The following is a 20,180-nucleotide window of genomic DNA, read 5'->3' as shown; positions in this document are numbered from 1 at the left end:
ACCTGCCGGCCCAGGGCGTGTCGACTGTTTTTTCTTTCCCACCTTCTAGCTTCCTACCTAGTGAGAACTCACCTCCGCGCCTGGTCCTGGTTACTTTTGCTTGCCTTGCATTTGCCGCTCGCAGCTCAGACGCCCGACCCCTGGCGTATCACAGCCGATAACATTGACCCCACCAAGTACTATGGCGTGACGGTGGCCAATGGCATGCTGGGAATTGTGTCGGCGCCGGTGCCATTTCAGGTGAAGAACGTGGTGCTGGCTGGGGCTTACGACCAGTATGGGCGGGGCCGGGTAAGTAATTTTCTCAACAGCTTCAACCTGCTGAATATGTACCTGGAGGTGGACGGCCACCGCCTGGATGCCCGCGACGCCCGCAACTTTCGCCAGCAACTCGACATGCAGCGGGCCTCCCTGACCACCACCTTCGACTACGCCGATAAGGCCACTATCAGCTACACTACCTACGCCCTGCGCCACTTGCCCTACACGGTGCTGCTCGACGTTGCTATTACGGCCCGAAAGGACGTGGCCCTGACCGCCGCCAGCGTGATGGAAGCCCCCGATGCCCTGCGCGAGGTGCAGAACTACTACAACGAAATCGACCGGCCTCACGCTACCCTGAGCCTACTTACATCGTCGGCCAAAAGTCCTACGGGCAAGTTGCTGCTCTGCGCCAGCACCAGCTTTTTGTTTGAGGAGAGCCACGGGCTGGAGCCCCGCATCATTCATGAGATGTGGGACAATAACATGCACCTGATGAAATTCAGTAAGGCGCTCAAGGCTGGCCAAACGTACGCCTACGCCGTGGCGGGCTCCAGCATTACCTCGGCTCACCACCCCGACCCGCTGAATGAGGCCGAGCGCCTGACCATCTTCGCCCGCCTGGAGGGCCGCCGGCGCCTGCTGAATTTCCACACGAAAGCCTGGCAGACGCTCTGGCAGAGTGACATTCAGATAATCGGCGATGCCCAGGCCCAGCAGGACGTGCATAGCATGCTCTACCACCTCTACAGCTTCTCACGAGCCGGCACCGATTACTCGCCCTCCCCAATGGGCCTCTCAGGCCTGGGCTATAATGGCCACGTATTCTGGGACACTGACGTGTGGATGTTTCCGGTGCTGGCCGTGCTGCAGCCCGATATTGCCCGGTCGTTGGTAGAATACCGGTTTAACCGCTTGGAGCTGGCGCGCCGCAATGCGTTTGCCCACGGCTATAAAGGGGCTATGTACCCCTGGGAAAGCGCCGATACGGGCGTTGAAGAAACACCCGTCTGGGCCCTGAGCGGCCCGTTTGAGCACCATATTTCGGCCTGCGTGGCGCTGGCGGCCTGGCAGTACTACTGCGTCACTCAGGACAAGGAGTGGCTGCGCGAGAAAGGCTGGCCCATTCTCTCGGCCACCGCCGATTTCTGGGCCAGTCGGGTGGAGCGCAACGGCCCGGGTCACTACGACATCAAGAACGTAGTAGCTGCCGACGAATGGGCGGAAAACGTGGACAACAACGCCTTCACCAATGCTGCCGCCCGCGTGAATCTGCAAAATGCCACGGCCGCCGCGCGGCTGCTAGGCCTGCGCCCCACCCCCGACTGGCAGCACGTAGCCCAGAACATTCCGATTTTGCGCATGCCCGATGGCGTAACCCAGGAGCACGCCACCTACCGCGGCGAGGGCATCAAACAGGGCGACGTAAACCTGCTGGCCTACCCCCTGGGCGTCATCACTGATCCGGCCCAGATCCGCAAGGACTTAGTTTATTACGAAACCCGCGTGCCCAACGAGGGTACGCCGGCCATGACCCAGGCCATCTTCGCCCTACTCTACGCCCGGCTCGGCGACGGGGTCAAAGCCCAACATTTTTTCCAGGATGCCTACCAGCCCAACCTCCTGCCCCCGTTCCGCGTCATTGCTGAAACCAAGGGCGGCACCAACCCCTACTTTGCCACCGGGGCAGGCGGCGTGCTGCAGGCCGTGCTTATGGGCTTTGGCGGCCTTGATATTACGTCCTCGGGCATCACCCAGCGCAAAACTACCCTTCCTACTGGCTGGCAATCGGTGAAGATTACGGGGGTAGGCCCACAGCGCAAAACGTACTCGGTCAGCCGCTAAGGCAGAACGTAGCGTTCTGCTTGGCAAGCCGTTCCCTGCTTACCTGCGCCGGGACTAACGCTACGCCCACCGGGAGCAATACGGGCTACTTGCGGCTTACGCGGCGCCTCGACCCGATGCCACCCCGGCCGGAAGCGCCAAAACAGCGCTGCTCCGGGCAGCACTACCGTGGCCACCGATACAGCTACAACCTCCCAAAACGCTAGCCCCGGCACCCGCACTAGCATTTCGGCTACCAGGGCCACGTAGAGCTCCAGCACGGAGGCGTACATGAAGCTAAAATGCAGTTGCTGCCAGGAACGAGCCGGCTGGCGGCGCAGCACCGGCACCATGCCGGCTACCAACGTCAGGAAGCTGAGCAGGGCCGCTACGTGAAAAATGCCAAAGCCCTGAAACTGCCGGTAAATCCCGAAACAGGTCACCAGCATTATGGTCAAGCTAGCCACGTAAGCGTAGCCTAGTCGGCGGTGTACGGGGCTACTCTTCCGGAGCAATAGCACGGTAGTTCCGAAAACCAGGGAAGCTAGAGCGGCTATCAAATGCACCAGGCCCCAATAGCTGTAAACGATGCTGTGCATGCTATGCGCGTTTGGACAGCAGTTGCCGGGGGGCCAGCCGTAGCTTGCGTACAGCCGCGGCAGCACCTGCTACCGCGGCTGTACGCAAGCCCGCAACTATCGTTTTTTGGGCCGGTGAGCAGAATACGCTGCCGGATGCTGCTAGGTGCCGGTGACGTGTTGGTGCCAGGCGCTACCTCCTCTCATAAAATAATAAAGCCCAGCACTAAGTGCCGGGCTCTGTCATGGGAATCTGTGCGCAAGCTTGCTCCGTGCTTACAGCGGCTCGTCGTTGCTGGTGTTGCTGGCGCCGGGGTCCGAGTCGTTGCCTGCGTCGGACGGGGTAGTTGACGCCGTAGAGTCAGTAGGCGTTTCGCTGGCCGTCTCCGTATCGGGAGAGGGCTTCTCCGGCTCTGGCGCGGGTGGGGCTGCTGCGGGGCGCGGCAGATTGGTAGCGTTTTCGGCGTCGGCGCTTTGGGTACCAGGGGCGTCTTTCGTGGGCCGAGTAGTATCGGCCGGATTAGGCAGTTTCGGATTGTTCTTGGGGTCCATGACGTAAGTACCTAGGCGGTTACAGGTGCTACTGGTGGGGTAGCGTTTTGCTGGCAGGTATACGTTGAAGCTGAACCGTTGGATATTGTTGGCCCCTACCTCAGCTCAGGGTGCGATACAGTTGGCGGGGTACTTTGTGGTTTGCGCGCGTTGCTGGTAGCTCAACCTCTAGTTGGCTACCTTTTTACAGGTAATTAGAAAGAAAGGAAAGTTTTCCTCCACTTCTACCACGTCAATTAATCCAGCAGCACCAAACTCTGCCTCGATGGATTCTCTGTCATAGAAATACATAGTAACGCCATCAAATATCTCATACCGGTCTTCGCTGATAAATTTCCCTTTGCCATAGGTAGGAGCTGTTTTTGAAATAGCGACAAACACCATGTAGCCATTTTCCGCAAGTTGCTTATAGCAATCCTGAATTAGCTTCTGTCTTTCGGCGCTATCGAGTAAGTGAATGAGCGCATAGCAGAATATTCCGTCGTAGTGGCGCGCATCAAACGGCATATCCGTTACCGAGCCATAATAGATGGTCATATCGGCACCGTAATGCTTCCGGGCCATGTCAATGGCGGTTTGGGAAATTTCGATTCCCGTCACCGTCATGCCGGCATTTCGGAAAATCTGCGCGTTGCGCCCGTAACCAATCCCCGGAATCAAGACCTGCTTCACCGCTTTTTCGGCAAAGAAATCTTTGGTCAAGACGGCTGACTTGGCAGGCGCAAAGCCCCACATTTCCTGCTTTTCAGTAAAAGCTGCTTCCCAGAATTCAGGTTTTTCGTTGTCCTTCATGACATCGTTAGATATAGCCTACGCACGAAGCATTTATCTGACAGTTCGTACAGGTTTAACGTAGCGCTACGTGCGCCGATATATGACGCGAGTTTCCAACTCGCCCGCCAGAACAATGACGCTGGACTGGTGTGATGCCTATTTGCCGCTAGCGCGGCAGTGGGACCTAATTTTCTTTTACTTCAACTAAACAAGTCCTCCAATAATGTCCCATTTGGCCCCTTTTATCCATTACTCCTATTGGGAGTTGGTGCACTGGAACGTGAAGAACATCCGTATCAACAGCGTTAACAAATTGCGTTAATGCCTTCAAGTTAGGTTTAGAATAGCCAAGAATTGCGTACTCCCAGCAGGAATAATAAGAAAGCATCCAAGTAAATTCCTGGTCGAGTTTACCTTCCATTATATATCTATCGAGCCATAGGTACGAGGCGGCTACCACTATTTCATCAAGCTCATTGATTCCCGTATAAATAGAAGGCTCCGCGTACATATACCAATTCAGAAACACTAACCGCTTCAGCGCTTCTAGTTGCAGGTCGGCAGAGCCTGTTTGCTCTAACAATTCAAAATACCTTCTATGCAGTTTAGTGTACTCGTCAAATATTCCGGCCTCTTTAAGCCACTATTCTTTAGCCTCCATTGAGCCTTCTAGCCCTTCAGCTGTTCCGTACAGCTTTACTTCCTGAGCAGCTAATACATCAAGTGTGTTAATCATTACGCAAAGAATATTTTACTTGTCATAGCTTTCCCGCCATCACAAACACCAACTCCCCACCATTCATTATATCCTGGTGATTCAGAAACGGTCGTGTGAGTTTCTGACCGTTGAGGCGGGCTTCTTTCACGTACACGTTTTTGTCGCTCTGGTTTTTGACGGTGATGCGGAAGGTGTTGCCGGTTGAGAGACGTAGGGTAGCGCCGTGGATGGCGGGGCTGCCGAGGGCGTACTCGGGGGAGCCGGGGGCTACGGGGTAGAAGCCCAGGGCCGAGAAAATGTACCAGGCCGACATCTGCCCGCAGTCGTCGTTGCCGCCGAGGCCATCGGGCGTGGGGCGGTACATTTTGGGCAGAATCATGCGCACGCGGGCCTGGGTTTTCCAGGGCTGGTCCGTCCAGTTGTAGAGGTAGGCGGCGTGGTGGGCGGGCTCATTACCGTGCACATAGTTACCGATGATACCGTCGCGGGTGATGTCCTCGGTTTCGGCGAAGAACTTGTCGGGCAGGTGCATGGTGAACAAGGAATCCAGGTGCTCGGTGAAGCGGGCGTTGCCGCCCATCTTGGCGATAAGCGCGGCGGGGTCCTGGGGCACGTAGAGGCTGTAGTTCCAGGCGTTGCCCTCAATGAACCCCTGGTTGTGGGTGCTCAGCACGTCGAATTCTTTCCGGAAGCTACCATCCGAGAGGCGCGGGCGCATGAACCCGATGCGCTGGTCGTACATGTTTTGCCAGTTGAGGGCGCGCTTGCTGAACTCCTGCTCAATGTCCGGGCGGCCCAGCTTTTTGGCGGCCTGAGCAATGCACCAGTCGTCGTAGGCGTATTCCAGAGTTTTCGAGACGGAGGAGCCGCTTTTGTCCTCGGGTACGTAGCCCAGGCGCAGGTAGTCCCCCAGGCCGTCGTACCACTGCTGACGGGCGGTGGTCACGCAGGCGTCCAGGGCCTTGTTGGCATCGAAGGGAGCGTTGCCTTTGATGATGGCATCGGCAAGTACGGGCACGGAGTGGTAGCCAATCATGCACCAGTTTTCGTTGGCGTGGTGGCTCCACACGGGCAGCATGTGCTCGGCGCTCTGCTGGTAGTGCGCCAGCATCGACTGAATCATGTCGGCGTTGCGCTGGGGCTGCAGCACGTTGAACAGCGGGTGCAGGGCCCGGTAGGTATCCCAGAGCGAGAAGGTAGTGTAGTTCGTGAAGCCCTCGGCGCGGTGAATGTTCTGATCGAGGCCGCGGTACTGCCCGTCCACATCCTGGTAGGTGGTAGGGCTCAGGAAGGCGTGGTAGAGGGCCGTGTAGAAGTTGTCCTTGTCTACTCGTTTCGGGCTCTGGATGGTCACTTTGCTTAGTTCCTGCTGCCACTGCGCCTGCCCCTGGCGCTTGGTCTGCTCGAAGTTCCAGCCCGGCAGTTCGGCCCGCAGGTTGCGCAGCGCCCCCTCGGTACTCACCCCCGACAAGGCCATTTTCAGCTTGATCTTCTCCCCGGCTTCCGTCTTGAAATCGAAGTATAGGCGCAGCTGTTCGCCGGCCTGCTCCGGGAAGTTGTGCGCTTGGTCGAAGCGGCCCCAGAAGCCCCGGTAGGCCTGCTTTTTGGCGTAGTTGCGGGCCCCGTACTGACGGAAAGGCTTGGAAAATTGCAGGGCAAAATACTCGGTACGGGTGCGGGCCCAACCGTGGGTCTGGCGGTAGCCGGTCACCAGCGAGTCGTTTTCTACCCGCACAAAAGTCCAGACGTTTTTATCGGGGTAGTTGTAGATGCCGGCCGTGAGGTCGAGGATGATGTGGGCATCGTCGGCCTTGGGGAAGGTGTACTGGTGCAGGCCTACTCGGTTGGTGGCCGTCAGTTCGGCCAGGATGTTGTGGTCGTCGAGCTTCACGCGGTAGTAAGCCGGCTCCGCTACCTCGTTCTGATGCGAAAACGCGGAGCGGAAGCCGCTCTGGGGCTTATCGGCAGTGCCGGGATTGAGCTGCAGCGGCCCGGTAGTAGGCATGATGAGGAAGTCGCCGAGGTCGGAGTGGCCGGTGCCGCTGAAGTGGGTGTGCGAAAACCCGACGATGGTTTTATCCTCGTACTGGTAGCCGGCGCAGTACTCGTACACCTTGGGGTTGTACTTGCCGTTCAGCTCATAGCTGATGGTATCGGTATCAGGCGAGAGCTGCACCATGCCAAACGGCACCGTCGCGCCCGGAAACGTGTGCCCCATCCGCTGCGTCCCCACTATGGGATGGGCGTACTGCACTAGGTTTTCGACCGGCTTCGGGGTTTGGGCGAGAGTAGGCAAAGCCGCAAGCAGCGCGGCGAGGAGCGGGAGTTTCATCAGCTTCAATCAGAGTAGCGTTGAGGCTGGGAAGGTAAGAAAGGTGCTGTAGAAGCGGCTCGTTATTCTTCAAACCACCTTTTCTGCATAGCAACATGCGTTAAATGCCTTAGCGTTGTATCTCTGACTTTCAGCTTTGCCCGCTCAGATGCTGAGATAACAGATTTTATCAGCCTAAATGGCTCGAAATTCTCGCTGGTCACGTATTTTTTAACAGCAAAATCCTGCGGATTAGCAATCTGAAATTGCTTAAAGAAATTTTCGTAGAAAATAATTGTATCAAGCCCTGCTATACGTACGTCTTCTTCGATTCTTGTGTCTTCTGACAATTTATTTTTCGCTATGCTAAGCTGATTTGAAACGAATATTTTAACAATTTCAAGTGCTTGCTGATATTCTATATCCATTGCTCAAAACAGAAATTACGTTCTTCTAGTCCCCTAGAAACAAGGCAATACTACCCTCAATGCCCATAACTCACTACCCGCGTCACTTTCCATTGCCCGTCGCGGAGGCGCCACACCATTAGGTTCTTGAAGGTGCCGCAGTCGTCTTTGCCGTTCTCGACATGGCAGAAGCGGTGCTGGTAGGTTTCTACGGCCCCGTAGTTGCTGATAGGGTACACTTCCAGGGTGCCGGGCACGAGCTGGCGGTTCAGGCCGGTGGTTTTGTTCTGGGCAAACAGGTTGCGAAAACCTTGCATGGTTTGCTCGAAGTTGGCCAGGCCGCCCTTGTCGTGGTAGAACTCCAGGTCTTCGGCGAAGAAGGTTTGCAGCTGGGCGGCGTCGTGGCGGTTGAAGGCGGCGAACATGGCGCTATCCAGGCGGGCAATGGTGCGGAACAGCTCCGGGGACACGGGCGGAGGCGGCAGGACAGCCAGCGCGGCAGAAGGCGCTTTTTGCACGGTACAGGCCGGGGTGCTGCCAGCAGCCAGCACGGCTACTACCCCGGCGAGGGTAGCGGCCCGTTGGCAAGCGTCGGCCAGGAGACGGATATGCATATGACCTGGATTTTTATGAAATGTAGGTCAAAAGAACGTCATGCAGTGCCTCCGGCTCTGCATGACGTTTCTGTTTGTGGCACACATCTTCTCTTACCCTAGGAGGAACTAGAAACACAAGCGTATTCAACCGAAGCGGAAGACAAGCGGCCGGCCGCAGCTACCTCCACGGGCAGCCAGACCAACAAAATAGGCCCGCTACTTCGGCAGCCCAGAAATTGCCCTCACCTTTGCCCTCTTATTCCTCAAGCGCAGCCCGTGATGAACGCAACCGAGCAGGAAGAACGAGAATACCTGGAAGAAATTAAGGAGAAACTAACGCTGGCCGTCCGGCGGGTAGACGATGCCGTGCGGCAGTTTTCCGACGAGCTGCGGCAGAAAAAGCAGTACATCCACGAGCACCAGTCAGGTATGGATGAGGCCGATATGGTAGCGGCTGGCCAGTCCATCAACCGCATGGCTTTCACGGGCGAGGCGGCCGTGAGCCGGAAGCGCCGGCTGCTGAAGCTGGGTCAGTCGCCTTACTTTGGCCGGATTGATTTTGCTACCCCACCGCAGCCGCAGGCTACGCCGGTGTACATTGGGGTGTATTCCTTTTTTGATGAGCAGCAGCGCCAGAACCTGATTTATGACTGGCGGGCGCCCATTTCTTCCTTGTTCTATGATTTCGAGCTGGGACCTGCCTCCTACCCTACCCCGTCGGGCACCGTGCAGGGCAGCATTGCGCTAAAGAGGCAGTACAAGATCCGGGACGGGCGCTTGGAGTTCTTGCTGGACAGCGACGTGAACATTCACGACGATGTGCTGCAGCGGGAGCTAGCCAAGTCCTCCGACGACAAGATGAAGAACATCGTCGCCACTATTCAGCGCGACCAGAACGCGGTGATTCGCAATGAGGAGGCCTCGGTGATGGTTATTCAGGGCGTGGCCGGTTCGGGCAAAACCTCCATTGCCCTGCACCGCATTGCCTTCCTGCTGTATCGCTACCGGGAAAGTATTGCGGCCAAGGACGTGCTCATCATCTCGCCCAACAAAGTCTTCGCCGACTATATCTCCAACGTGTTGCCTGAGCTGGGCGAGGAGCACATTCCCGAGCTGGGCATGGAAGAACTGGCGGCCGACCTACTCGAAAATCGGTACCAATTTCAGACCTTCTTTGAGCAGGTTTCTGCCCTGCTGGAGCAGCATGACCCGGCCTTTATTGAGCGGATTCGGTTTAAGTCTTCCTTTGAGTTTCTGAGTCAGCTGAATCAGTACCTGCTGCACATTGAGAATCACTACTTCAGCGTGGCAGAGCTGCGGGTAGGTCGGACTGTTGTTCCCGCCGCCGTTCTGCAGCAGAAGTTCAGGACCTACCACCGGGTGCCGCTCCTGAAACGCTTCCCCCTGGTTGCCAATGATGTGAGGGCCTACGTGCGGGACGCTGCCGGCCGCAAGCTGACGGGGCAGGAGAAAGCCACCATTGGGGAAGCCATTCCGCGTATGTTCAAGCTTACTAATGTGCTGGACCTCTACCGGGATTTTTACCGCTGGATTGGCCGGCCCGAGCTGCTAAAGCTCGACGCGCACCGCCTGCACCTGGAGTACGCCGACGTGTTTGCCCTGATTTACCTGCGCCTGCGCCTGGAAGGCATCACGGCCTACGACCACGTCAAGCACTTGCTGGTAGATGAAATGCAGGACTACACCCCCGTGCAGTACGCCGTGCTGTCCCGGCTGTTCCATTGCCGCAAGACCATTCTGGGCGACGTCAGCCAGACGGTAAACCCCTACAGCGCCTCCTCCGCCGAAACCATTGAGCGGGTATTCCCGCAGGCCGATATCGTGAAGCTCTACCGCAGCTACCGCTCCACGGTAGAAATTACGGCCTTTGCCCAGCGCATTACGCCCAACCCCAACATCATTCCGCTGGAGCGGCACGGACCGGAGCCAGTCATCAGGCCCTGCTCTAGCCCCGACGAGGAGTTGCAGACGCTAACGCAGCTGGTTACGGCCTTCGGGGGCTCCGGCCATCAATCCCTGGGCGTTATCTGCAAAACCCCGCGTCAGGCCCAAAAGGCTTACCAGGCCCTGCAAGCCCCCAACGTGCATTTGCTCACGGCTGACTCCACTTCCTTTAAAGAAGGGGTTATCATCACCACGGCTCATCTGGCCAAGGGCCTGGAGTTCGATGCCGTAATCGTGCCCTTTGCCTCGGCCCGCAATTACAAAACGGAGGTAGATAAGAGCATGCTGTACGTGGCCTGCACCCGGGCCATGCACCAGCTCACGCTAACCTACACGGGTGTTTTAACCACTTTTCTTTCGGCCTGAGAATATGGTTGCTTTAGGCCTACAGGCACTCACCCTGGCGGCTAAGTAAGGGTAGCAACGAAGTGCGAGCTAGCAGAAACTTAAGCTACATCAGCCCACCGACGTTGCTACCCCCGCAAAAGGGCGCGGGCTGACGGGAATATATTGCGCCCGGCGACGGTTACCTTTGTAGAAGCTCACGAAGTCCTTTCTCGTCTGAATTGGGCTTTCCTGGTCGCTCTATAGTTGTCGTTGCCCGCATGAAAATTCTCCGCGTCCGCTTTTACAATTTGAACTCCCTGCGCGGGGAGCATACCGTTGATTTCAGCCAGACGCCCCTGGCCGATGCGGGCTTGTTTGCCATTACCGGCCCCACTGGCGCGGGCAAAACCACCATTCTTGACGCCATTACCCTGGCCCTGTACGGGCAGGTACCGCGCCACGAAACCAGCGGCCCCGAGCACGTAATGAGCCACGGTACGGGCGAGAGTTGGGCGGAGGTAGAGTTTGAAGTAAACGGCCAGCAATACCGCTCGAAGTGGGGGCAGTACCGCGCCCGCAAGCGCCCTGAGGGCAAGCTCCAAGACCCGCGCATGGAGCTGAGCGAGCGAAAAATAGCCGAGAATGGGGAAGAAACCTGGCCCTTTCTGGAAACCTATAAATCGAAGGTTCCGGGCCGCATTGCCGACGTCAGTGGCCTGGAATACAAGCAGTTTCTGCGGTCCGTGCTGTTGGCCCAGGGCGACTTCACCCGCTTCCTGAAGGCTCCGGCGGGCGAGCGGGCCCAGCTCCTGGAAAAGATTACCGACACCCGTAAATACTCCGACATCTCGCGGGCCGCTTTTGAGCAGGCCAAGCAGGAAAGCCAGCGGGTGGAGCAACTGCGAGCCGGTTTGGCTGGCGTGGTGTTGCTTTCCCCGGAGGAAGTAGCGTTTCTGGAGGCAGAAGTTCAGCAGCTCACAGCCCAGTTAAACGCTGCCAGCGCCACCCAGGAACAGCTGCGCGAGGCCCGGCAGTGGCATTTGCGCCTGCGCGAGCTGCGCCAGAAACTGCACGCTACCCAGCAGCGCCAGCAGCAACTCACAACCCAGGCCGAAACCCTGGCTCCGCTGCGTCAGCGTTTGGCCTTGCACCAGCAGGCCGCGCCCTTCGCCACCGATTACGCCCTCTTGCGCCAGGCCGATGAGCAGCTGAGCCGCCTGGGCCGGGAAGTAAACCAGCTCCGCGGGCAGCTGCCTCAGTTACAGGAGCGCCGCGCCACCGCCGAAACGGCCCGCACCAGCGCCTGCCAGGCCCACGAGCAGGCGAGTACCACGCGGGAGCAGCAGGACCCCAAGCTGCGCGAGGCCGAGCTGCTCGACCACCAGCTAGCCGAGGCGCACCGACTACTAACCCAAGGCAAGGCTGAATACGAGGAGAAAAACGAGCAGTGCAAGCGCCTGAAGGCCGCCGCCGAACAAGCCGGCAGCCGGGTCCGCATCCTCCGGGAGCAAGTGCGCGACTTAGATAAGTGGCTGACGCTGAACGCCACCGCCGGAGAACTAGCCGAAGGCTTACCCGAACTATCGGCTAACCTGCAGCACTGGGAGCACCTGAAAGCCGAGTTGGGCCAGCTGCGCCAGCGCCTGCACGAAGCCCGGCAACGCCAGCAGCAAGCCGCTACCTTCGCCGCTACCCACCACGCCGCCGCCGAAGAGGCCCGCCACCAACTCGCTGTCTTAACTGCCCAGCACACCACCGCCAGCACTACCCGCGACGGCTGGCTGCTGCGCCTGCGCTACCACGTAGGTGGCCTGCACCAGGAGCAAGAGCGGGAGCAGCAGCACTGGGACGACTTGCGCCGCAGCCTGCACATGCAGCAGCTCATCCTTTCCCACACCGACACCCGCCAACTGCTGGAAAACGGCCAGCCCTGCCCCGTGTGTGGAGCCACCGAGCACCCCTACCTGGCCGGCGTGCTGGGAGTAAGCGAAGACACGTTTCAGCGCGACCGGCAGCGGGAGGAAGATATGAGCCAGCGCGTGCGGGCCCTGGGCACCCGCTTCAATCGCCTGAACACCTACGTAACCATGCTGGAGCAGTCGGGCCCGGAGCCGGCGCCTACCGCTCCGGACAGCATCCAGCTCTTACCCGAAACGGCCGAAAAAGCTGCCGCTGAGGAAATCAAAGCCTTGGTGCAGGAGCTGCGCCAGCTGCGCGACCAGCGGGCAGCCGCCGAGCAGCGCCTTCAGCAGGCCCTAACGCAGCACGAAGCCGCCACCCGCCAGCAGCAGGAGTACGCCCAGACGGTTACGCAGCTGGAAAAGGAGTTGGCCGACGCCGAGGACCGGGTGCCCACCGCCCGCAGCATGATTCAAAGTCAGGCCCAGAGCTTCGGGCTGACCTTTACGGAAGAAAACGGCCGCGCCCTAATGGAGCAGGCGCGAGTGCGAATCGGTGAGTTTGAGCAGAACCGACAGCAGCTCAATACGGCCAAACAGGAGCTAAGCGGCGTGAGTGTGGAAGCGGAGAAGTCGGAGGCGGCAAAGGAGGAGCTGCACACTTGGCTCCGCACCCGCAAGCAAGGCCTCGTAGAGCAGCACCAGGCCATTCAGCAGCAGCAGCAGCAGCGCCACCAGCTCCTGCCAGAACCTAACGTGGCCCAGGTCCGTCGGCAGCTAGAGGAAGCCGTGCGCGCTACTGATCAACGCCGGCAGCAGGCTGAGCAGCAGTTTCAGCAGCACGATACGGCCCTGACGGTGGCTACCGCCCGCCTGCACCAGCACGAGCAGGATGCCGAGCAACAGGCGCAAACGCGCCAGCAACGCCACGCTACCCTTACGGCAGCCCTCATTACTGCCGGCCTAGCGCCCGACCCAGCCGCCCTGCCCGCATTATTGCTCCCCGATGCGGAGCTGCACACCCTGCAAAACCAACTACGCCGCCAGGAGCAGGAAGCGGCCCTCGCGGCGCAAACCCTAGCCGAAACCACCCAGCAGCTAGAACAGGAAGAAGCCCGCGCCCTCAGCCCGGACCCACTGGAAAGCATTGACCAGCAAATCACTACCAACAACCACCAGCTCGCCTCTCTGAATCAGCAGCTGGGGCAGCGGCAGGAGCGCCTGGGCAGCCACCGCGCCGGGCAGGAGCGCCACGCTGCCCTGGCCGCCCAACTGGAAAAGCAACAGCAGGAAGCCCAGCGCTGGCGGCAGCTGACGGAACTTATCGGCTCCGCTGATGGCAAGAAATTCAGTGAGTTTGCCCAGGGCCTCACCTTGGCTCGCCTCGTAGACCTGGCCAACCGCCACCTGCACCGCTTTACGGACCGTTACCGCATCCTGCGCAACCCGGAGCAGCACCTCGACTTGCTGATTCAGGATGAGTACCAGGCCAGCTCCGTGCGGTCCATGAACTCGCTGTCGGGCGGGGAAAGCTTTCTGGTGAGCCTGGCCCTGGCCCTGGGCCTCTCGGAGCTGGCCGGCCGCCGCACCCAGATTGACACGCTCTTCATCGACGAGGGCTTCGGTACCCTTGACCCAGACACGCTGGACGTAGCCCTTTCGGCCCTGGAAATGCTGCAGGGTACGGGCAAAACCATCGGCATCATCTCGCACGTGGAGGCGCTGAAGGAGCGGGTCACTACCCAGATCAGCGTGCGCAAAGGGGCCGGCGGGGTTAGCTCCCTGCAAGTGCTCGGGTTCGGGCAGGAAGTGTAGAAGCTGTGCCTGATAATGCCGTGTGATTTCGAGCGCGGGAAGCATGTGGGTTAACCACTGAAATAGTTACCCCAGCTTCCTCCCGGCGCTCGAACTAATACGGTGCTGTTCTACCTCGCCTACCGCCCGAATATCGGCCCAACTCCAATAGCGCCGGGGCTCAACGCCCGCGTAGTGGCTGCGGAAAAACGCTACCACTTCTTCCTCAAGTTGTGCGGGTGGAATGGCAGATGAATAGATGGGTCGCTGGTCGGGGTCAGCGTAGCGCTGGGCTTTGGTGAGACCTTTGCCACTCAGGCGCAGCAAGGGGCCCGTGTCGGTGATGCCGTCGAAGGTCCAACGACGCGCCCCCATTTCCAGCTCGTTCAGGCAGTTTGCCAGCGCCTGCAGGGGTAGGCGCGGCAGCGTAGGGCGGCTTTCGAGGTCAATCCAGGTGGTGTACTTATACTCAAGTTCGTAGCGCTGCCCATCATACAGGCTTAGCACCATGTCGGTGCCAGTTGTGGGGCCAAAGAGGGCGTAGTAGGGCACGGGTTCCGGCGTACGCACTACCGTCAGGCCAATTTCGGGGTAGCGTCGGATGGTGGTGGCAGGACTTTGCATAATGGCCGCGGCCTGCTTTACGCGGCCATATTCCGGCTCCCAGGCGGCCTGCCCTACAGCCGGGTTTTCCAGCACGGCCGCAAAGCGCGGCAGAAACCAGGCAAACTTCTCCGCCGAAGCTTCGTCTTCCCGGCGGCGCCGGGCCGGGGCTCCAAAGGGCTCGTAGAAACGGTTTTTTTCCTCGGCATTCAGCCAGCATACCAGCTGCAGGGCATGGTCGGCCAGCGGATTGGCCCAGTTGATTTCCCGGAAGTCGCCGAGGGTGGCCACCTGTCGTAGCAACGGCTCGTGGCGCAAAGCCAGTGCCGGATTCAGCAGCGCCCACACGCCCACAAATCCGTCTATATCAAAGTGATTGGCCGTCACGGCGGCCGCTTCCAGACCGGACGTGGTAGGCTCCCGCAACGCACGCAGCACCGACCCGGCGCTGGTATCGTCCCGCAAGAGTTCGGGGGTAGTGGCTCCGCGCCAGTGCGCTAGCGTGAGAACCGCGCCCAGCCCGGTGCTATCCACTGCAATGGTGGGCTGCTGGCGGAGTTGCTGAAAGGGAACAAAGTGCTTGGGAGTCATGCGCTGAGAAGGTAGAGCTGGCCAGGCAAAGGTACTCGCCGACGGGCCTACTACCGGCTCCTACCGCCGCGCCCGCCGGTTGCTGATGCGCTCTACCCGGTTGCGCCGCACCCAGTGCAAGTATTTCTGCAGCTCCTCCGCCTGGCGCAGGCGCTCCACACTGTTGTAATGCCGGGCCAGCTCGCGGTTGGAGAGCAGCAAATGAATGGTACTATGGCAGGGCTGGCACAACTCCACGGTTGGACCGTAGCGGCCGCCTTCTTCGCGGGGTACCAAATGGTGGCGAGAGGTATGCTGCACTTCCCGCTCGCATAAGCCACAGCGGGTTTCGTTGGTTAAGGCCTCCGGCGGCGTCCATTCCTGCTTTCTTCTGCGCATGGTGTTACTTCTGGGCTCTAATCTGCTTCAGAACACTTGGCTGGCGGTTTTGGTCCCATCTTGCTATGTTGATAAAATAAAGGCCAAAATTTTGTTTACGTTTTCAAATAAGAACTATATTTGGTTGCACCTCAGCTGTATGCGTTTCAGTGGCGCAGGTTCTTGGGTTGATTCACTCTTCTTTTTTGGCACTACTTATTTTTCACTTCTTCACCGCTCTTGTATGCGCGTTTCTACTCCTGCTTTTTCTTTGTCTCGGATAGTGCGGGTAGCAGGTTTGCTACTGGCACTGGTTGTTTTCGCTCCCACCACCTCGCGGGCGCAAACTTGGCTGGTTTCTACGGATGCTTATGTGAAGCTGGGCGTAATGGACAAGTTCGGCCAACTGGGAGCCTACACGGCTAAATTTGTGGTTATCAACCAAGAAACGGGCAAAGAGTACGTACTGGCCAAGCAAATTGCCAAGGGCCAAAACGGCATTGATGTTATTTTCCCTTCGGAAGCCTCGGAGGCCGATTACTTTAAAACCGATACCGGGGAGGCCGCCCGCGCCAAGCCCGGCCGCTACACTTGGGAATGCCAGGTGGCCGGAAAAAAAGTGGTGGGAGGGCGCTTCAGCTTTTCTGAAGTCGCAAATGATGTTACCTTGCTAGGCAAGAACTAACCTCCTCCTTTTCACCCACTCAGTACAAGCGAAAGCCCGGCGTTGCAGCGCCGGGCTTTTTTGTTCGCCGCTTCGGCTGCTACCTCCGGCAGAGTTGCGCGTACAAGCTTGGGGGCTGGCGCGGGGCCAGCCTAGCCTAAGCACCGAATACTCATGCCTAAAAAGTCTTTTTCCGAACTCATTAACAGCCCCGGCATGCCGGTGCTCGTCGATTTTTACGCCGACTGGTGTGGCCCTTGCAAAACCATGGCCCCCATTCTGGAGCAGGTAGCGGCTCAGCATCAGGGCAAGGTCAAAGTCATTAAAATTGACGTGGACCGTAACCAGGCCGTGGCCCAGCAGTTTCGGGTGCAAAGTATTCCTACCCTGATTCTCTTCCACAAAGGCCAGCCGGTGTGGCGGCAGGCGGGCGTGGTGTCGGCGGCCCAGTTGGGGCAGGTAGTGCAAGGGGTTACAAGCGGAGCCTAGCTCCACGGGAAGTAGCGTAAACTTCTCGCCCCCTGTGGGCGTTGGGTGAGTGTCCGTACTTTTGGACGTTCATCTATAGTTTGCTCACATGGCATTACGCCTTACGGTTTTAAGTCTTCTCATTAGCCTTAGTGCGCTCTTGTCCCCGCAGGTGCGGGCCCAGGTGCGCTACACGCTCACGGGCGTGGTGCGCGCCGCCAACAACGCCGAGGCCCTACCCGGCGCCGCCGTTACGGTGCCGGCCCTGGGGCTGGGCGCTACCACCGCCGAGGATGGCACCTACTCGCTGAATTTGCCGGCCGGCCGCTACCAGGTGGTGGTCTCGTTTATTGGGTACGAATCGCAGACCCGGGACCTGAATTTGACTCGCAACCAGCGGCTGTTGTTTCAACTGGTGGAGGCTGGCAACCAGCTGGGCGAGGTAGTCATTGAAGGTTCGGGCACGCTGGAGCAGAAGCTGCAAACTCCCCAGATGAGCGTGGAGCGCCTCACCGCCCGCGAGGCCAAGTTGCTACCCGCCTTGTTCGGGGAGGTCGACATTCTCAAAACCTTGCAGCTCAAGCCCGGCGTGCAAAACGGTGGCGAGGGCACCTCGGGCCTGTTCGTGCGCGGGGGCTCGGCCGACCAGAACCTAGTGCTCCTCGACGATGCGCTGGTGTACAACCCCAGCCACTTGTTCGGGCTGTTTTCCGTGTTTAACCCCGATGCCGTGCAGTCGGTGGATTTGTACAAAGGTGGCTTTCCGGCCCAGTACGGGGGTAGGCTTTCCTCGGTGGTAGATGTGAAGCTGCGCGAAGGCAACCGCCAGAAGCTGGGCGTAAGCGGCGGAATCGGCCTGATTTCTTCGCGCCTCACTTTGGAGGGCCCCATTGTTAAAAACAAGGGCTCGTTTATCCTGTCGGGGCGGCGCACGTATTTCGATGTGTTTACGCGTCAGATCAACAACCTTAACGAAGGCGACGCCAACTACAACCCTATCCCGGATTACTACTTCTACGATTTCAACGCCAAGGCTAACTACACGCTCGGCCCTAAAGACCAAGTATTTCTGAGTGGCTACTACGGCCGCGACGCCTTCGGCTTTGCTTCCCAAGGCGGTTTCAACTTCAGCTTTACCTGGGGAAACTCCCTGGCGGCGGCGCGCTGGAACCACGTGTTCAACAAGCGGCTGTACCTCAACACCACCGCTTCCCTCACCGACTACCAGTACAACGTTACCAACCGGCTCGACCAGTTTAGCTTCAACCTGGGCTCCACCATCCGCGACTATTCCCTACGCTCCGACCTGGATTTTGCGCCCAATGAAAAGCACGCCCTCAAGTTTGGGGTGCAGGGTACCACCCACCGCTTCGGGGTAGGCCGCCTGCAGGCGGGCTCCTCCGATGGTCGCCTGAATATCGGCTCCGACGTAGGCTACAAGGGCCTAGAGGGCGCAGTGTACGCCTCCGATAACTTCAAGCCCTCCGAAAAGTGGCAACTGGAATACGGCCTGCGACTCACCGGCTTCCAAAGCGGCTCCAATGCCTACGGCGGCCTGGAGCCCCGGGGCGCGGCGCGCTACTCGCTCAGCCCCAAAACCTCCCTGAAAGCCAGCTATGCCCTGATGTACCAGTACGTACACCTGGTCACGAACTCCGGGGCCACGCTGCCCACCGACATTTGGTACCCGTCGCGGCTGTCGGTGAAGCCCCAACGCTCCCAGCAGGTAGCCACGGGCGTAAGCTTTCTACTCGGCGACGGTAAGTATCTGCTTAGCAACGAGCTGTACTACAAGTGGGCTCAGAACCAAGTCGATTTTAAGGATGGCGCGCAGCTGTTCGTGAACCCCGATTTGGACACGGAGTTCCTGTTTGGCAAGGGTTGGGCCTATGGCACGGAACTGTACCTAGAAAAGAAAACCGGCCGCACCACCGGCTGGATTGGCTATACCCTGGCTTGGAGCAAGCGGAAGTTTCCGCCCCAGCGCGGCACCAGCGGCATCAACGGCGGCCGCACCTTCTACCCCAACTACGACCGGCGCCATAACCTGACGGTGGTAGTGCTGCATCAGCTCACAGAGCGCCTGAACCTGACCGGCTCTTTCGTGTACACCACCGGCAACGCCACTACCCTACCCGCGGGCCGGTTTGCGGTGCAGGAAGTGTTCGGCGACGATTTATCGGCCGTGCCCATTTACCCAGACCGCAACTCCTACCGCCTGGCGCCCTACAACCGCCTCGACCTGGGACTGGTGTGGAAGCTAAAGCCCAACCGCTGGTTCCCGGAGTCGGACCTGACGTTTAGCGCCTACAACGCCTACAACCGCCGCAACCCTTACTTCGTGTATTTCGACCAAGTGCGCGATGGCGAAGACGGCCCCGTTACCAGCTACCGGGCCCGGCAGGTTTCCCTGTTCCCCGTGATTCCGGCCGTGACCTACAACTTCAAATTCTAAGCGCGACGTGCAGCCAATTTCTATGTTTTTTTTCCTGAAGAAACGTCTGCTGGCCCGGCCGTTGGCGTTGCTCCTGACCTTGCCTGGCCTTGCAAGCTGCAACTTAGAGCAGAATATTGATGTGGACTTGCCGGCCCTGCCCGCGCAGCTGGTGGTAGAATGCTACCTCGAAGACGGGCAAGCGCCGCAGCTTACGGTCACGGAAACAGTGCCCTACCTTTCGGCCCCCGACCCCGTGGTGCCCACCGATGTAACCGTTCGGCTTACCCGACCCAATGGACAGGTAGAAACCCTGCGTTTTTTTCCGGGGCGCAACTCAGTAACTGGTAAGTTCTACACGCACAGCAGCCTGCGCAAACTGGTAGCTCGCCCCGGCGACACGTTTCGGCTGGAAGTCACAGACACCAAGGGCCGCCGCGTAACGGGCACCGCCACTACACCCGGCCGCGTCCCCATCGACTCTCTGGAATACAAGTTCAACGACCTGCCCCCCGGGCAGCGTGAAGCTTACCTGCTCACCATCTTCCAGGACCCAGTGGGCGTAGGCGACTACTACCGCCTGCAAGTTCACCGCGACAGTATTTCCACGGATGCGGAGCTGGATTATGATGTAGAGGACCGGCTCAACGACGGCACCCGGTTTACCCTCGGGAGCAGCTACCGCTTCGACCCGAACGATACCCTCCTGGTGACCCTATACCATCTGGATCGGCCTTACTACCTGTTCCGGCAGTCAGTAGGTGATGCGCGCAATGCTAACGGCAACCCGTTCTCGCAGCCTTCAGCCATCAAGAGCACGGTGGAAGGCGGCGTGGGCGTTTTCACGGTGCTGAGCTACGACCGGAAGCAGATTATCATCCGGTAAGGCATCGTTTCAAAGCAGCTTCCAGCACCCCCTAGTGTCCTGGCGGGCACCGAAACAGCAGTATATAGCAGCCCGAATGCAAAAGGCTGGCCCCAGTTCTACCCCCACAAGATGCCCCAGACCGATTAATACAAAAAAGGGCCGTTGCCACATTGGCAACGGCCCTTTTTTG

15 protein-coding genes are annotated in these 20,180 nt (G+C 59.0%); 7 read left to right on the top strand and 8 right to left on the bottom strand.

Annotation, left to right across the window (positions count from 1 at the left end):
• Positions 1-111 precede the first annotated feature (111 nt).
• Positions 112-2,106: a kojibiose hydrolase gene (locus tag MWH26_RS03910; protein WP_247976129.1), complete on the top strand. Its 1,995-nt coding sequence runs from the start codon at positions 112-114 to the stop codon at positions 2,104-2,106.
• Here MWH26_RS03910 and MWH26_RS03905 read toward each other — a convergent pair.
• From MWH26_RS03905 to MWH26_RS03880, 6 genes are all read right to left on the bottom strand, one after another.
• A complete protein-coding gene (locus tag MWH26_RS03905; RefSeq protein ID WP_247976128.1) occupies positions 2,103-2,534 on the bottom strand; it encodes a hypothetical protein in 432 nt (143 codons plus the stop codon). The two genes, MWH26_RS03910 and MWH26_RS03905, sit on opposite strands and share 4 nt — an antisense overlap.
• A 405-nt stretch (positions 2,535-2,939) precedes the next feature.
• Positions 2,940-3,215, bottom strand: a complete 276-nt coding sequence (locus tag MWH26_RS03900) for a hypothetical protein (protein WP_247976127.1) — start codon at positions 3,213-3,215, stop codon at positions 2,940-2,942.
• 168 nt (positions 3,216-3,383) lie between these two features.
• Positions 3,384-4,007 carry a class I SAM-dependent methyltransferase gene (locus tag MWH26_RS03895; protein ID WP_247976126.1) on the bottom strand — a complete coding sequence of 208 codons (624 nt, stop codon included), beginning with the start codon at positions 4,005-4,007 and terminating at the stop codon, positions 3,384-3,386.
• Positions 4,008-4,747: 740 nt separating this feature from the next.
• On the bottom strand, positions 4,748-7,039 hold the full coding sequence (locus MWH26_RS03890; protein ID WP_247976125.1) for a GH92 family glycosyl hydrolase: 2,292 nt from the start codon (positions 7,037-7,039) through the stop codon (positions 4,748-4,750).
• 62 nt (positions 7,040-7,101) lie between these two features.
• Complete coding sequence (locus tag MWH26_RS03885) at positions 7,102-7,446, bottom strand: DUF1493 family protein (protein ID WP_247976124.1); 345 nt, start codon at positions 7,444-7,446, stop codon at positions 7,102-7,104.
• A 56-nt stretch (positions 7,447-7,502) separates the two neighbouring features.
• Positions 7,503-8,039 carry a nuclear transport factor 2 family protein gene (locus tag MWH26_RS03880; RefSeq protein WP_247976123.1) on the bottom strand — a complete coding sequence of 179 codons (537 nt, stop codon included), beginning with the start codon at positions 8,037-8,039 and terminating at the stop codon, positions 7,503-7,505.
• A gap of 261 nt (positions 8,040-8,300) precedes the next feature.
• Here MWH26_RS03880 and MWH26_RS03875 point away from each other — a divergent pair, with 261 nt between their 5' ends.
• Positions 8,301-10,352: a HelD family protein gene (locus MWH26_RS03875; protein ID WP_247976122.1), complete on the top strand. Its 2,052-nt coding sequence runs from the start codon at positions 8,301-8,303 to the stop codon at positions 10,350-10,352.
• Between the two features lie 239 nt (positions 10,353-10,591).
• On the top strand, positions 10,592-14,026 hold the full coding sequence (locus tag MWH26_RS03870; RefSeq protein WP_247976121.1) for an AAA family ATPase: 3,435 nt from the start codon (positions 10,592-10,594) through the stop codon (positions 14,024-14,026).
• Between the two features lie 66 nt (positions 14,027-14,092).
• Here MWH26_RS03870 and MWH26_RS03865 read toward each other — a convergent pair whose 3' ends face one another.
• Both MWH26_RS03865 and MWH26_RS03860 read right to left on the bottom strand, forming a co-directional pair.
• Positions 14,093-15,199 (bottom strand): DUF6687 family protein, encoded by a 1,107-nt coding sequence (locus MWH26_RS03865; RefSeq protein ID WP_247976120.1) that lies wholly within the window; start codon positions 15,197-15,199, stop codon positions 14,093-14,095.
• Positions 15,200-15,259: 60 nt separating this feature from the next.
• Complete coding sequence (locus tag MWH26_RS03860) at positions 15,260-15,577, bottom strand: HNH endonuclease (RefSeq protein ID WP_247976119.1); 318 nt, start codon at positions 15,575-15,577, stop codon at positions 15,260-15,262.
• On the opposite strand from MWH26_RS03860, the gene MWH26_RS03855 reads away from it, so the two are divergent.
• The 4 genes from MWH26_RS03855 (at position 15,576) to MWH26_RS03840 (ending at position 20,008) form a co-directional block, all read left to right on the top strand.
• Positions 15,576-16,241: a hypothetical protein gene (locus MWH26_RS03855; RefSeq protein WP_247976118.1), complete on the top strand. Its 666-nt coding sequence runs from the start codon at positions 15,576-15,578 to the stop codon at positions 16,239-16,241. The genes MWH26_RS03860 and MWH26_RS03855 overlap by 2 nt on opposite strands.
• Positions 16,242-16,394: 153 nt before the next feature.
• Positions 16,395-16,709 carry a thioredoxin gene (trxA, locus tag MWH26_RS03850; protein ID WP_247976117.1) on the top strand — a complete coding sequence of 105 codons (315 nt, stop codon included), beginning with the start codon at positions 16,395-16,397 and terminating at the stop codon, positions 16,707-16,709.
• Positions 16,710-16,797: 88 nt separating this feature from the next.
• Positions 16,798-19,143, top strand: coding sequence for a TonB-dependent receptor (locus MWH26_RS03845; RefSeq protein ID WP_247976116.1), 2,346 nt, complete (start codon positions 16,798-16,800; stop codon positions 19,141-19,143).
• 22 nt (positions 19,144-19,165) lie between these two features.
• Positions 19,166-20,008, top strand: coding sequence for a DUF4249 domain-containing protein (locus tag MWH26_RS03840; protein WP_247976115.1), 843 nt, complete (start codon positions 19,166-19,168; stop codon positions 20,006-20,008).
• Positions 20,009-20,180 lie beyond the last annotated feature (172 nt).

Source organism: Hymenobacter sublimis (assembly GCF_023101345.1).
GTDB lineage: Bacteria > Bacteroidota > Bacteroidia > Cytophagales > Hymenobacteraceae > Hymenobacter > Hymenobacter sublimis.
The sequence above is the reverse complement of the archived record's forward strand: the minus strand, read 5'-3'. Positions and strand labels throughout refer to the sequence as shown.